We start from the raw sequence: 14125 nt of genomic DNA, 5'->3' as shown, positions 1-14125 counted from the left end.
CGCCTAGGGAACAACCATTTACATCAACTTACGCCTCAAACTAAGCCATTTTTCCGGCGCAAAACTTAGATCAGTTATTTAATAAAATTGGTATTATTATAATGCTTATTACGGCTTTATCTTTGTTTACGTTAGCTTGTAATTATTTGATTCTAAATAAACTTGCTATTTCATTATGCCGAGTTGATACGAAATAGTTTATGATGTCTGCAATTGAAACACCGCATTCAGGTGTTTGCCATCTAGGTCTGTATTTGGGCCATCAGCATAAAGCATGGAGTCTCTTTGAGCATTATATTAGGTATCGATCCAGGGTCACGTATTACTGGCTACGGGGTTATCGAACAAAAAGGTAGTCGTTGCATCTATATTGCGAGCGGCTGTATCCGTACTAAGGGCGAAACATTAGCACCTAAACTTAATATGATCTTTGATGGTGTGGCCGAGATTATTAAACAATATCAACCCACTGAGTTTGCTATCGAACAAGTGTTTATGGCGAAGAACCCAGATTCAGCATTAAAGCTTGGACAGGCGAGAGGGGCGGCAATTGTTGCTGCTACTCAGTCAGACTTATATGTTTGTGAATATTCCGCTCGCCAAATTAAACAAGCTGTTGTGGGTACTGGTGGTGCTACTAAAGAACAAGTGCAATCGATGGTGATGCAGGTGTTAAATCTATCAGGTCGACCACAGGCTGATGCTGCAGATGGGTTAGCGGTTGCCATTTGTCATGCACATACAGCACAATCTCTGGTGGCAATGGCTGGACAAGTTAAAAAAACGGTGCGTGGACGTTTCCGTTAAGTTCTTCTCAAGTGTTTTGTTATCAAGGAGTGATATCAAGGTGCGGAAAACCAATAAAAAATGAATAAACTATCTGAAACCCAGGTTGGCGTGTTATATGCGCTATCTGCTTATTTTATTTGGGGTATTGCACCGCTTTATTTTAAATATTTAGATTTTATATCGGTCTATGAGATTTTATCTCACCGAGTGATTTGGTCCGTCGTCGTAACGGCTTTATTAGTGAGTTACCTAAAAGATTGGCAGAATGTAATGTCGGTATGTCGGCAATATAAAAGCTTATTAATGCTAGTGGTTACTTCATTATTGATCAGCTGTAATTGGTTAGTGTTTATTTGGGCAATTAATAACGGAAAAATGCTTGAGGCTAGCTTAGGTTATTTTATTAACCCGATTGTTAATGTCGTACTAGGCTTGGTCTTTTTAAGTGAACGTTTATCTCGTTTAAAATGGTTTGCGGTGTTTTTAGCTTTTATCGGTGTTTCTGTACAAGCCTGGCAATTAGGTGAGTTACCTTGGGTTTCTTTAGTATTGCCTTTCACGTTTGCTTTCTATGGCTTATTACGTAAAAAAGTAAAGGTTAAGGCTATCACTGGTTTATTTTTAGAGACGCTGGTGGTGTTGCCAATTGCTATGATTTATCTACTTACAGTTGCTCACAGTGAAACATCTAATCTGTTCAATAATGAATGGCCATTAAATGTGTTTCTGATGCTGGCAGGTGTTGTTACGGCACTGCCCTTAATATGTTTTGGACAAGCTGCGTTACGCTTGCCTTTATCTACACTTGGTTTTTTCCAATATTTAGGGCCTTCATTAATGTTCGTTTTGGCAGTGTTTCTATACGAAGAGCCTGTTTCATTAGTTAAATTATTCACTTTTGCTTGTATATGGACTGGAATATTACTCTTTGTGTTTGAAAATAAAGTCACACGCTGGTTAAAATAAAACAACTAATACTGGATATTTACTCAGTTGTTTTTTATGCTTGTTACTATGATTAAGTTGAAACTGATTGAAATAGGGTAAAGGCACTATGATTGGATTGTTACGTGGTATTTTATTAGAGAAGCAACCACCTGAAATATTATTAGATGTATCTGGTGTGGGTTATGAAATCCAATTACCGATGAGCTCATTTTACCCTTTACCTGCGGTAGGTGAAGAAGCCATTGTTTATACGCACTTTGTCGTGCGTGAAGATGCTCAATTGCTATATGGCTTTGCTGATAAGCATGAAAGAGCAATGTTTCGTGAGCTGATTAAAGTTAACGGTGTAGGCCCTAAATTAGCTTTAGCTATTTTATCAGGTATGTCTGCAAACCAGTTTGTACAATGTATTAACAATGACGCAGTAACGACTTTGGTTAAATTGCCGGGTGTTGGTAAGAAAACCGCTGAACGTTTAGTGGTGGAAATGAAAGATCGCCTGAAAAACTGGGGTGGGTCAGATCTATTAACACCTGAATCTGATAAATTGTCACTGACCAATGATTTTGAGAATACCTTTGTGAGTGGTAATGCTAAAGATGAAGCGATCAGCGCGTTAATTGCTTTAGGTTACAAACCAGCTGTTGCTGAGAAAACCGTACAGGGTGTGTATCAAGAAGGGATGGATTGTGAAGCCATCATTCGTAGTTCATTAAAGAATATGATGTAATCATTATCCACTAAGCTAGCTGACTTTCTAAACCAATAGAGTAACTCCATGATAGAAGAAGATCGCCTGATTTCAGGTACCCAAAAAATAGATGATAGTTTAATAGACAGAGCAATCCGTCCAAAATTATTAGCTGATTACGAAGGGCAACCTCAAGTTAATGCACAAATGGAGATCTTTATTGAAGCGGCGAGACAGCGTGAAGAAGCATTAGACCACCTGCTTATCTTTGGTCCCCCTGGTTTAGGTAAAACGACTTTGTCGCATATTGTTGCCAATGAGTTAGATGTAAATATTAAAACCACCTCTGGGCCTATTTTAGAAAAAGCCGGTGATCTAGCTGCGCTACTGACTAACTTAGAAGAAAATGATGTGTTATTTATTGATGAAATACATCGTTTAAGCCCACTGGTGGAGGAAATTTTATACCCTGCCATGGAAGACTACCAATTAGATATTATGATTGGTGAAGGTCCAGCAGCACGTTCTATTAAACTAGATTTACCTCCTTTTACCTTAATCGGTGCAACCACTCGTGCTGGGTCCCTAACCTCTCCATTACGTGATCGTTTTGGTATTGTACAACGCTTGGAATATTATGATTTAACATCGTTGACTAAAATTGTAATGCGTAGTGCAACTCATTTAGGGCTGAGCATGGAAGAGTCTGGTGCAATTGAAGTAGCGCGCCGCTCTCGTGGTACACCTCGTATTGCTAACCGACTATTACGTCGAGTACGAGACTATGCTCAAGTTAAAAAAGCCACGGCGATAGATGCGGCGATTGCGCAACAAGCATTGGATATGTTGGAAGTGGACCAACAAGGTTTTGATTATATGGACCGTAAATTACTGATGGCTATTTTAGATACCTTCCAAGGTGGTCCAGTAGGTTTAGATAACTTAGCGGCAGCAATAGGTGAAGAAAAAGAAACCATTGAAGATGTTTTAGAGCCTTATCTTATTCAACAGGGGTTTTTACAACGTACACCACGTGGTCGTATTGCCACTAACCGTACTTACCTTCATTTTGGTTTTGACAAGCCTAAAACCGAATAAGCTAAATTTAACCACTAACATCCCACCAATTTGTATATCACTTTTATGTAAAAACAGCTCAAGCAGAGCTGTTTTTTGTTTCTAAACCCCAGTAATTTTTTAGGATTTTAAATCCGCAAATAAACCATAAATTTGCGGTATGTTTTTTGAGCTTTTCTATGATTTATAAAAGCCTGAAATTGTCATTTTAAAGTGCTTGTCGGGCTTGATCTAGATCATGTTTCGCAGTATAAAGAATTAAGTTTAGGCGATTTAAGTCAGATGTTAAAGCTAGGTTACATGCTTGTTTTGCAAGGGTTAACGTAACATCCTGTTAACTTCTATAGGCAACATAAAATTAACAAACAAGCCGTAAAATGTGTTTTTTATTGTGTAAATTTCGAGGTCCAAAAAACTTATAAAATTTATTTTTTAGCAGGTTTTTTAAGCATCTTTAAAGGAAGGATTTAGGTTCAATTATTAATCAAAATGGTGAGATATTAAGTGCTAAATATACTAAGTCAAAGGTTTGATTTGATTACTCAACCTTTCTTTGATCTAGGATAAGAAAAATAAGCTTATCACCATTTAGAATACTCGGCTTCCCCTAGCCAGCCCGGTATTTTAACAGTGCAAAATACTCAAGGGTTTAACAAGTAATAAAGTGCAAGAGTTTACTGGTTGACTCACTTACAGATTTTATTTTTATACGTTTAGGAGAATACAATGGACGATATAGTTGATTTATCGCGTTTTCAGTTTGCCATGACTGCGATGTATCACTTTTTATTTGTGCCCTTAACCCTCGGGTTATCGTGGATCTTATTGATTATGGAATCACTGTATGTGATGACTAAGAAAGAGATCTATAAGGATATGACTAAGTTCTGGGGAAAGCTATTTGCGATTAACTTTGCACTAGGTGTAGCGACAGGTTTAACCATGGAGTTCCAGTTTGGTACTAACTGGGCATACTACTCTCATTATGTAGGTGATGTATTTGGCGCACCTCTAGCGATTGAAGGCCTAATGGCATTCTTCTTAGAATCGACCTTTGTTGGTTTATTCTTCTTCGGTTGGGATAGGCTATCTAAGTTACAACATCTTACAGCCACTTTCTTTGTTGCTTTTGGTTCAAGTATGTCGGCGCTGTGGATTCTGGTGGCAAACGCTTGGATGCAAAATCCAGTGGGCGCAGAGTTTAACTATGAAAGTATGCGTATGGAGATGGTTAACTTCGCCGACGTAGTATTTAACCCTGTTGCACAGGTTAAATTCGTTCATACAGTGGCTTCTGGTTATGTTGCTGGTGCGATGTTTGTATTAGCAATCAGCTCATACTACTTATTAAAAGGTCGTGATTTACCATTTGCTAAGCGTTCATTTGCGATTGCAGCCGCGTTTGGTACGGCTGGTATCTTATGTACTATCATTCTTGGTGATGAAAGTGGTTATGAAGTGGGTGACGTACAGAAAGTGAAATTAGCAGCTATCGAGTCTGAATGGGAAACACATCCAGCTCCAGCTTCATTTACTATGATTGGTTTACCAAACCAAGAAGAGCAACGTACTGATTACGCAGTTAAAATTCCTTATGCACTGGGTATTATTGCTACGCGTTCTCTTGATGGTGAGGTAAAAGGCTTAAAAGAGTTAATGGATGAGCATGATGTGCGTATCCGTAACGGTATGATTGCATACGGCTTACTTCAAAAATTACGTGCTGGTGATGAAACACCTGAAAACATTGCACAATTTGAAGAGCTTAAAGTTGATTTAGGTTACGGCTTATTGGTTAAGCGTTATGCGCCGAATGTAGTTGATGCTACTGAACAGCAAATTCAAATGGCTGTTGATGATAGTATCCCTGGTGTTGCGCCAATGTTCTGGTCGTTCAGAATCATGGTGGGAGCAGGTGTGGCTATGTTAGGTATCTTCCTATTTGCACTATACCAATCAGCGACCAACCGTATTGGTCAAAGCAAACTGTTTGCTCGCATCTGTTTATACAGTCTTCCATTACCTTGGGTTGCTATTGAAGCAGGTTGGTTTGTTGCAGAATATGGTCGTCAACCATGGGCGATAGCGGAAGTATTACCAACTCATATGGCGGTATCTTCACTTACAACAGATCAAATTTGGTTTAGTATCCTGTCTATTATTGGTTTTTACACTGTATTACTTATTGTTGAAGTTTATTTAATGGTCAAGTTCTCTCGTATCGGTCCAAGTAGTTTAAAAACAGGTAAGTATCATTTCGAGCAGCTTGAAAACCAACAGGAGTTAAAATAATGTTTGATTACGAAACGTTAAGATTAATTTGGTGGGTGTTAATTAGTGTATTACTAATTGGTTTTGTAGTAACTGATGGTTTTGATATGGGCGTTGGTACGCTATTACCTGTGATTGGTAAAAGTGATGACGAGCGTCGTATGATGATCAACAGTATTGCACCTCACTGGGAAGGGAACCAGGTTTGGCTAGTATTAGCCGCTGGTGCTATTTTTGCTGCTTGGCCTGCTGTTTATGCAACAGCATTTTCAGGCTTCTATGTGGCGATGATGTTGACGCTATTTGCGCTGTTCTTCAGACCTGTTGGTTTTGATTACCGAGGAAAAGTCGCTGACCCACGTTGGAAATCAAGCTGGGATTGGGGCATTTTTGCTGGTAGTACGATACCACCAATCGTGATTGGCGTGGCATTTGGTAACTTATTACAAGGTGTGCCTTTTGTATTAGATGAGTTCCTACGTGCTAATTACGAAGGTACTTTCTTTGCGCTATTAAACCCATTTGCATTGTTAGTGGGTGTATTCAGCCTATGTTTATTTGTATTGCAAGGTTCAACTTGGTTACAAATGAAAACAGAAGGGGCGTTGTACGAACGTGCACGTAAAGTGACATTAGTTGTTGCGCCATTAACCACGCTATTATTTGCACTTGCTGGTCTTTGGTTAGCAAAAGGCATTGACGGTTTTGTTATTACCTCTGCGCTTGATTTAAATGGTGTGTCTAACCCATTAGCAAAAGTAGTAGAGATTCAACCTGGTGCTTGGTTACAAAACTACAGTGACTACCCAATTGCGATGCTTGCACCTATTGTTGGTTTACTGTTCCCATTAATTGCATTTGTAATGAGTATCTTTAAACGTAGTGGTTTTGCTTTCTTCGCAACCAGTATTACACAATTTGGTGTATTACTAACTTGTGCAGTGAGCATGTTCCCATTCATTATGCCTTCAAGCTTAAACCCAAGTCACAGCTTGACAGTATGGGACGCGACTTCTAGTGAGTTGACACTAAACATTATGACTATTGCTGCAGCGATATTTTTACCTATCATTTTACTTTACACCAGCTTCGGTTACATCAAGATGTTTGGTCGTGTAGGTAAAGAGTTTTTAGTTAAATATAAACATTCAGCGTACTAATTAAGGAATTATATTATGTGGTATTTTGCATGGATTTTAGGTGTATTACTGGCTTGTTCATTGGGCATTATCAATGGACTTTGGTTTGAACAAACTGAAGCTAATGAACAGGATGAAAAAGACCAATAAAATGGATCTTTAAATTAAGCGGTTACTTTTTAAGTAACCGCTTTTTTTTGTCTTTTTTCTAGTATAGATCAGTTGATTAGTATGATTGGTATAATAGGCTCACGAAGGGGAAGTAATAAGGTTAAGCTTGTACCTTAGGAAGGTATTTGTGGAAGTCTTAGGTTAGCCTTTAAGTGATGCGTTGAATAGCGGTTAACAAAAGGTTTAAGCTGATGACACTCAGCTTAAACCTTATCGATTAAATTAACATAAGTGCTTATGTAAACAGGCGTAATAGTCATCGGTTTTAAGTAGTGTTTGATGAGTTCCTTGATTACGTAAAGTGCCTTCTTCCATTAAGTAGATCTTATCCATTCTATCCATCGCGGTTAAACGATGGCTGATCATCAGTAATGTTTTGTGCTGAGCATGTTCAAATAAGAGTTTTAATATATCGCGCTCGGTACGTTTATCTAAGCCTTCTGTTGGTTCATCGAGCAATAGTATTGGCGCATCGTGTAATAAAGCACGGGCAACACCAATACGTCTTTGTTCGCCACCGGAAAGTTGTCTACCGCCTTCTCCTAACCAAGTATCAAAGGGAGCGTCGCCTTGAGTTAATGCATCGAGTCCGACTTTTTTTAGTACATCTGATAATACTTGATCATTAATATCACGTGCAGCTTTTTGCTCTGCAGCATTTTTAAAGGTTTGTTGGTTGGTGTTAGCTTGAGCCAATGTCAGATTGTCACGTAATGTGCCTGCAAAAATATAGACTCGTTGACTAACGACTGAAATGCCAGAAGTGAGGGCTGCTTGTGAGTATTGCTCAATGGCGGTGCCATCTAGTGTGATACTGCCAGAGTTTGCTTCCCACTCGCGAGTTAATAACGATAATAAGGTAGATTTACCACAACCTGTTTTACCCAATAAGGCAATTTTTTCACCAGCATTTATGGTGAGGTTTATCTTGTTTAAGATAAGTGAGTTGTCGCCACCAACTGAGTCACCTTGGTAAGCAAACTGGATATCATTAAGTTGAATCTCACCCCGGGTAATTTGTTGTGCATTTTCTTCATTAAATACAATATCAGGTGTTTGCTCTAATAAATCATTGACCCTTGTTGCTGCATCAATACATGAAGATAGATGTTGGAAAGCCCCTGATATTGGCAACAATAGCTCAATACTTGCTAACGCCATAAAACCAACCATGGCCAACATAGCCCCTGGAGGTTGATATTCACCGACACCCGATGAGGCGATATATAAAATGCTTAATACAATAAAACCATGGCATAGAATCAACAAAGCTTGGCTAAATGCCATAACATTAGCGGTCATTTGTTGGCTCGCTAATAACTTTTGTTCTGACTCTGCTAATTGAGCACGGAAACGTTCAGTGGCTGAAAATAAAGAGATTTCAGAGAAGCCTTGAATAAATGATAACAACTGCACTCGATAATGACGTTTATTATGCAATTGTTGAACACCAGGTTTACGCCCTAACAAATAGAATAAAACTGGTAATACTAACCACAGCACTAATAAGCTAGCGGTTAATACAATAGCAATAGTTAGATCAAACCAAGCGACAAAGAAAAACATCGCTAGTAGTACAAAGAAAGCGCTAAAGAGTGGAGTAAGTAAGCGTAGATACAAATGATCTAGGGTATCTATATCCGACACTAAGCGGTTGAGTATTTCCCCTTGACGTTTACCTTGCATATTCGACGCACTAAGCGGCAATAATTTCCGCCACGCCCATACACGTAATTGAGTCAATAATTTAAAGGTCGCTTGGTGAGTTGATAAACGTTCACCATAGCGACTTGCGGTGCGTAGAATCGATAAGAAACGCACACCACCTGCAGGTGTAAAGTAGTTAAAGCTTTGCGTGGCTAACAGGGTTAAACCTGCCACTGCTGACGCAGATAAAAACCAGCCTGACAATGATAACAAACCAATCCCAGAAAGCAGGGCGATAATGCTTAGCAATAAACCAACTGACATCATTAGCCATTGTGTTTTAAAAAGTCGAATGAAGGGAAGTAATACTGTCATTATAGTTCCGCCTGAGAAGTCATTGAAATTGCACGATCAAGATTACTCATATCTTGTTGCATATCATTAAATAGACCCGGTGTTTTATTGAGTGTTTGGAAGTCACCTTGTTGCACTATTTGACCTTTGTCTAATACGATAATTTTATGCATCTGCTGTAGCTGATCTAATCGATGGCTGATCATGATACTAGTGACCCCCTGTGTCGCTTGTTGAATCGCGCTGAAAATCACCGTTTCACTGTCTTGATCTAAACTTGCCGTTGGTTCATCTAACAAAAATAGCTGTGCATTTTTAGTTAGGGCGCGGGCTAATGCAATACGTTGTGCTTGACCCACAGAAAGTCCTGCCATTTGTTCTCCAATAGGATGCTCTAGCCCTAATGGCTTCTGCTTTATAAAGTCCCAGATAGCGACTTGCTGCAAGTAAGATTGAATGGCTTGGTCTGAAATAGAGTTATCACCCATGTTAATATTTTCGCGCACTGTGCCATAAAATAGCTGTGGGTCTTGCCCTAACCAGGCTAGGTTTTTACGCCATTGTGCTTTATCGATACTCGATAGCTCAACGCCATTAATTAATAATGAGCCCTGATAAGGCAAAAAACCTAACACTGCATTGAGTAAGCTGGTTTTGCCTGAGCCACTTGGCCCAACTAAGGCAACATCCTCATTTCCAGCGATTGAAAAGCTAATAGGGCCAACCAATAAAGTCCCGTCTAAGCTTTGTACACAAAGGTCTTTAGCTTGTAATGTTAAGGTTTGGTCTTGCTTGAATGAATGCGCTGCTGTGGCATTGCTTTGTTGTTGATTTGGTAGTTGGTAATCAAGTAACTCTTTAAGCGCTTCAGCTGCGCCTATAGCTTGAGCTTTAGCGTGATAATGTGTCCCCATATCTCGCAGCGGTTGATAAAACTCAGGCGCTAGCATTAATACAAATACACCAATGAATAAAGTAAGCGGTTCACCGTAATCACCAAAGTTAAGTTCACCTAAAAAGCTAAATCCAAAGTAAACGGCTAATACTGCAATGGAGATAGCAGCAAAAAATTCCAACACAGCGGAGCTTAAAAAAGCAAGGCGTAATACCGCCATGGTACCTGCTCTGAATGATTCAGAAGCCGATTCAATATTGTTTAACTCTGTTTCACCTTGGTTGAATAACTTAAGGGTTTTTAATCCTTTTAAACGATCCATAAAATGGCCGCTTAATTGTGTTAAAACTTTAAAGTTTTTGCGGTTAGCGTCAGCCGCTCCTTTACCCACTAGGATCATAAATATAGGGATCAGAGGTGCGGTGGTTAATAAAATTAATCCTGCAGCCCAGTTTAATGGGAATACTGCAATTAAAATGGTCAGAGGGATGAAGCCGGCTAATAACATTTGTGGTAAATAACGCGCGTAGAAGTCGTGCAGATCTTCAATTTGCTCTAATACTATGGTTGCCCAGCTACCCGCTGGTTTCCCTTTAATATAAGCAGGCCCTAACTCTGATAATTTATCTAATACCAACTTACGAATGTGTAAGCGTAAGCGTTTACCTGCTTCGAAGCTAGCACGTTCACGAGCAAAAGCTAAGAGAGCTCGGACCGGAATTAAACATAATAATGCAATAAATTCATTGTTTAATGCTTGTCTAGGAAGTTCAAGAATGACAATGTCATGAACAATTGATGCAATTAAATAGGCTTGTACTAAAAGAGAGAGGCCAGTTAATAAGCCTAAAGTCACTGTTAAATTGAGGAAAAAACCACAGGCCTTTTTTTGTTGTTTTAACCACTTTGTTAATTGCTTTTCTAAAGGGATATCCATTTATCTGCTCATTGTCGTGTTGCATGGTTAATTGATCTATTTCACTTGTTAAATCAAAGAGTTTAATTTAGGTAAAATCGAGATCATTTATTTATTATAACTACTAATAATTGTACGTTTGATGTTGTGTTTTAGACCTATTCATTTACCTTGATGCTATAAATAAACTGACTTAACAGGCTATTTCTGTCTATTTGGGCATAAAATGACACAAAACTGATTGCGTTGTAAAATGCCTCTTAATAACATGATGATTTTAAATGTAATGATCTATCTGTAAATATTTATTAAGCACAAATACGCAGACACAATACTGAGTGCGTTTAATAAATACAATAGGAATTACAATTCACTGCTGTGAGCTTGTTTTTAATCAAGTATTTAGTGCCACATTAGTAAAATAACTCTATGTAAAGTAGGGTTTATGTATATCATAACGAAACTTACATATGGTAGAGATTGAGTAGGCTTTAATGGATATGTTCATTTGCCTTTAGATCCACTATTATTTGTACCAGTCACAATAGCATTAGCATAAGGAAAACAGTTTGTTAACGTCAACACTACCAGTTCGAGTCTATTACGAAGATACAGATGCAGGGGGCGTTGTTTATTACGCTAACTATTTGAAGTTCTTTGAGCGTGGTCGCACCGAGTTTTTACGCGATTTTGATATCCAACAGGATACCTTATTAGCTGAAGGGATTGCGTTCATGGTTAAAAAAGTTGATATGGACTGTATTAAGTCAGCGTTATTTAATCAATTGCTAAGTATAGAAACAGAGGTTGCATCCTACCGTAAAGCCAGCTTATTATTTAAGCAGAAAGTTTTTAATGAAAACAGGGAACTTCTCTGTCAGGCGGATACTCTAATCGCTTGCGTAAATTTGAATAAAATGAAACCAACCGCTATTCCAACAGAAATAATTGAGGTAATTACTCGTGCACGCTGATATGTCATTTTTAGGGTTATTCCTACAAGCTAGTTTGCTTGTAAAAACGGTTATGTTATTGCTCTTAGGCATGTCTATCTATTCATGGACGTTGATTTTTTCACGTTCAAGAATGTTAAAGGCTTCTAAGTTAGCACTAAAACATTTCGAAGATCGCTTTTGGTCAGGTCATGACTTAAGCCGCTTATACAAAGAAACCGCTGCGCGTAGTGAGCGAGTGAATGGCGGTGAAAAAATATTCTACATGGGCTTTAAAGAGTTCTCACGTTTACATCGTATGCCAGGTCGTAACGTTGATAGCGTTATTGAAGGTGCACATCGTTCAATGCGTGTTACCTTGTCGCGCGAAATGGACGAGCTAGAGTCTGGTTTACCGGCATTAGCAACAATCGGTTCTATTAGCCCATACATTGGTTTATTTGGTACGGTTTGGGGGATCATGAACTCATTTATCGCTTTGGGTGAAGTGCAACAAGCTACTTTATCTATGGTTGCCCCTGGTATTGCAGAAGCCTTAATTGCAACAGCAATGGGTTTATTTGCTGCGATCCCTGCTGTAATGGCTTACAACAAATTTTCAACTCAAGTTGGTCATTTAGAAGCTTCATACATTAACTTAATGGAAGAGTTCACCTCGATATTACAGCGCCAAGCAATGACTGAGAGTGAGTAACTATTATGCGACATTCTTATCGAACGCCTAGACGAAAACGCGTTATTGCGGAAATCAATGTAGTACCTTATATCGATGTTATGTTGGTACTACTGATCATCTTCATGGTAACTGCACCGTTAGTTACGCAGGGTGTTAAAGTTGATTTACCACAAGCTGCTGCTGAGTCATTACCTGAAGATTCTAAGCCGCCTTTAATTGCTTCGATTGATAAACAGGGGCGTTACTATCTAAGCGTCGGTGATGAGTCTGATACACCGCTAGATGCATCGCAAATGTCATCACTTGTTGAAGGGCAGATTGAACTTGATCCTGACGCACAATTTATTGTGAAAGGTGATGGAGATGTAGATTATAAAAGTGTTGTGAAATTGATGGTGTTGCTGCAACAAGCTGGTGTGCCTTCTTTAGGTTTAATGACAGAGCCCGACGAATAGATGAAAAATAGTACAAACATTATTGCATTTATTACCGCATTTGCTTTGCACCTCATTATTGGCGGTGTGTTGTTGATGAATATTGATTTTTCGCTGCCTAGGGATAAACCAGAGGCGGCGTCGATCATTGATGCCACCATTATTAATCAAGATATGCTTGATAGTATGGCAAAGCATTCTGAGCAACAAAAGCAAGCTCAGCAGAAAATAATAGATCAACAACGTGAGTTACAAGCACAACAAGAAGCTGAAAAGCAACGTCAACAGGCGCTGTTGCAAAAGCAAAAAGATGACAAGCTAAAAGCTGAGAAAGAGGAAGCAGTACGTAAACAACAAGAGCAGCAGCGTATTGAAAACGAAAAATTAGCGGCAGCAAAGGAAGCAGAAGAGAAAAAACAAGCTGAACAAGCAGCGATAGCTGCAGCGGAAAAGAAAAAAGCAGATGAAGCTGCAAAAGCTGAAAAAGCTAAAGCAGATAAATTAGCTGCTGAAAAAGCTGCCAAAGCTAAAGCAGATAAATTAGCTGCTGAAAAAGCTGCCAAAGCAAAAGCAGATAAATTAGCCGCTGAAAAAGCTGCCAAAGAAAAAGCTGACAAACTAGCCGCAGAGAAAGCGGCGAAAGAGAAAGCTGACAAACTAGCGGCAGAAAAAGCGGCGAAAGAGAAGGCTGATAAATTAGCTGCTGAAAAGGCTGCTAAAGCAAAAGCCGAAAAATTAGCCGCTGAGAAAGCTGCGAAAGAGAAAGCGGAAAGAATTGCTAAACAAAAAGCGGCTGCTGAAAAAGAAAGATTAAGACAAGAAGAGCTTGATAGACAAATGGAGGCTGAGTTTTCAGATGATTTTTCAAGTGCAAGAAGTGCCAAGCAAACATCTGAGATCGCTAGATATCAAGCGTTAATTCGATCTAAAATAAGTCGTAATTGGAAGGTTGATAAAAGTATGAGCGGACAAACTTGTACGTTAGCAATTAAGTTAGCTTCTAACGGCTTAGTATTAAGTGCAGTGATGAGTAAAGGTGATCAAAAGTTATGTGATTCTGCTCGTCGAGCAACACTACAGGCTAAAACGTTACCTATTCCTAAAGATCCAGAGATTAGTGGTCAGTTTAGGGATTTCGATATTACATTAGAGCCAGACCTATAA

The 14125-nt window shown here is 39.0% G+C and carries 13 protein-coding genes; 11 read left to right on the top strand and 2 right to left on the bottom strand.

Going from position 1 to position 14125, the window contains the following annotated elements:
• Positions 1-285 precede the first annotated feature (285 nt).
• The 7 genes from ruvC to cydX all read left to right on the top strand — a co-directional run bounded on the left by ruvC (position 286) and on the right by cydX (position 7065).
• Complete coding sequence (ruvC, locus tag DS885_RS14865) at positions 286-807, top strand: crossover junction endodeoxyribonuclease RuvC (RefSeq protein WP_113820196.1); 522 nt, start codon at positions 286-288, stop codon at positions 805-807.
• Positions 808-867: 60 nt separating this feature from the next.
• Complete coding sequence (gene rarD, locus DS885_RS14860) at positions 868-1755, top strand: EamA family transporter RarD (protein ID WP_113820195.1); 888 nt, start codon at positions 868-870, stop codon at positions 1753-1755.
• An 88-nt stretch (positions 1756-1843) separates the two neighbouring features.
• Positions 1844-2467, top strand: a complete 624-nt coding sequence (gene ruvA / locus DS885_RS14855; RefSeq protein ID WP_113820194.1) for a Holliday junction branch migration protein RuvA — start codon at positions 1844-1846, stop codon at positions 2465-2467.
• A 48-nt stretch (positions 2468-2515) separates the two neighbouring features.
• Positions 2516-3526, top strand: a complete 1011-nt coding sequence (ruvB, locus tag DS885_RS14850) for a Holliday junction branch migration DNA helicase RuvB (RefSeq protein WP_113820193.1) — start codon at positions 2516-2518, stop codon at positions 3524-3526.
• 705 nt (positions 3527-4231) lie between these two features.
• Positions 4232-5797 carry a cytochrome ubiquinol oxidase subunit I gene (locus DS885_RS14845; protein WP_113820192.1) on the top strand — a complete coding sequence of 522 codons (1566 nt, stop codon included), beginning with the start codon at positions 4232-4234 and terminating at the stop codon, positions 5795-5797.
• The gene (gene cydB, locus DS885_RS14840; protein WP_113820191.1) at positions 5797-6936 is read left to right on the top strand and encodes a cytochrome d ubiquinol oxidase subunit II; all 1140 of its coding nucleotides are present in this window, start codon (positions 5797-5799) and stop codon (positions 6934-6936) included. Before DS885_RS14845 ends, cydB begins: the two co-directional genes overlap by 1 nt.
• A gap of 15 nt (positions 6937-6951) precedes the next feature.
• Positions 6952-7065 (top strand): cytochrome bd-I oxidase subunit CydX, encoded by a 114-nt coding sequence (cydX, locus tag DS885_RS14835; protein WP_113820190.1) that lies wholly within the window; start codon positions 6952-6954, stop codon positions 7063-7065.
• 243 nt (positions 7066-7308) lie between these two features.
• Here the strand turns inward: cydX and cydC are convergent, their stop codons facing one another.
• Both cydC and cydD read right to left on the bottom strand, forming a co-directional pair.
• Positions 7309-9108 (bottom strand): heme ABC transporter ATP-binding protein/permease CydC, encoded by a 1800-nt coding sequence (gene cydC / locus DS885_RS14830; RefSeq protein WP_113820189.1) that lies wholly within the window; start codon positions 9106-9108, stop codon positions 7309-7311.
• Positions 9108-10919, bottom strand: a complete 1812-nt coding sequence (gene cydD, locus DS885_RS14825) for a heme ABC transporter permease/ATP-binding protein CydD (RefSeq protein WP_113820188.1) — start codon at positions 10917-10919, stop codon at positions 9108-9110. The genes cydC and cydD overlap by 1 nt, the downstream gene beginning before the upstream one ends.
• A 548-nt stretch (positions 10920-11467) precedes the next feature.
• Between cydD and ybgC the strand changes: the two genes are divergently transcribed.
• From ybgC to tolA, 4 genes are read left to right on the top strand one after another with little or no spacing between them, the layout of a single operon-like run.
• Complete coding sequence (gene ybgC, locus DS885_RS14820; protein ID WP_113820187.1) at positions 11468-11872, top strand: tol-pal system-associated acyl-CoA thioesterase; 405 nt, start codon at positions 11468-11470, stop codon at positions 11870-11872.
• Positions 11862-12545, top strand: coding sequence for a protein TolQ (gene tolQ / locus DS885_RS14815; RefSeq protein WP_113820186.1), 684 nt, complete (start codon positions 11862-11864; stop codon positions 12543-12545). Before ybgC ends, tolQ begins: the two co-directional genes overlap by 11 nt.
• Before the next feature lie 5 nt (positions 12546-12550).
• The gene (tolR, locus tag DS885_RS14810) at positions 12551-12982 is read left to right on the top strand and encodes a protein TolR (RefSeq protein ID WP_113820185.1); all 432 of its coding nucleotides are present in this window, start codon (positions 12551-12553) and stop codon (positions 12980-12982) included.
• Positions 12983-14125, top strand: a complete 1143-nt coding sequence (tolA, locus tag DS885_RS14805; RefSeq protein WP_113820184.1) for a cell envelope integrity protein TolA — start codon at positions 12983-12985, stop codon at positions 14123-14125.

This window comes from Psychromonas sp. B3M02 (assembly GCF_003318165.1).
Lineage (GTDB): Bacteria > Pseudomonadota > Gammaproteobacteria > Enterobacterales > Psychromonadaceae > Psychromonas.
This window is presented reverse-complemented; position numbering and strand designations above follow the sequence as displayed.

What these genes read in the sequence shown, in the direction of transcription:
- rarD (WP_113820195.1), top strand. Translation starts at nt 868, where the DNA reads ATGAATAAACTATCTGAAACCCAGGTTGGCGTGTTATATGCGCTATCT.
- ruvA (WP_113820194.1), top strand. Translation starts at nt 1,844, where the DNA reads ATGATTGGATTGTTACGTGGTATTTTATTAGAGAAGCAACCACCTGAA.
- ruvB (WP_113820193.1), top strand. Translation starts at nt 2,516, where the DNA reads ATGATAGAAGAAGATCGCCTGATTTCAGGTACCCAAAAAATAGATGAT.
- DS885_RS14845 (WP_113820192.1), top strand. Translation starts at nt 4,232, where the DNA reads ATGGACGATATAGTTGATTTATCGCGTTTTCAGTTTGCCATGACTGCG.
- cydB (WP_113820191.1), top strand. Translation starts at nt 5,797, where the DNA reads ATGTTTGATTACGAAACGTTAAGATTAATTTGGTGGGTGTTAATTAGT.
- cydX (WP_113820190.1), top strand. Translation starts at nt 6,952, where the DNA reads ATGTGGTATTTTGCATGGATTTTAGGTGTATTACTGGCTTGTTCATTG.
- cydC (WP_113820189.1), bottom strand. Translation starts at nt 9,108, where the DNA reads ATGACAGTATTACTTCCCTTCATTCGACTTTTTAAAACACAATGGCTA.
- cydD (WP_113820188.1), bottom strand. Translation starts at nt 10,919, where the DNA reads ATGGATATCCCTTTAGAAAAGCAATTAACAAAGTGGTTAAAACAACAA.
- tolR (WP_113820185.1), top strand. Translation starts at nt 12,551, where the DNA reads ATGCGACATTCTTATCGAACGCCTAGACGAAAACGCGTTATTGCGGAA.
- tolA (WP_113820184.1), top strand. Translation starts at nt 12,983, where the DNA reads ATGAAAAATAGTACAAACATTATTGCATTTATTACCGCATTTGCTTTG.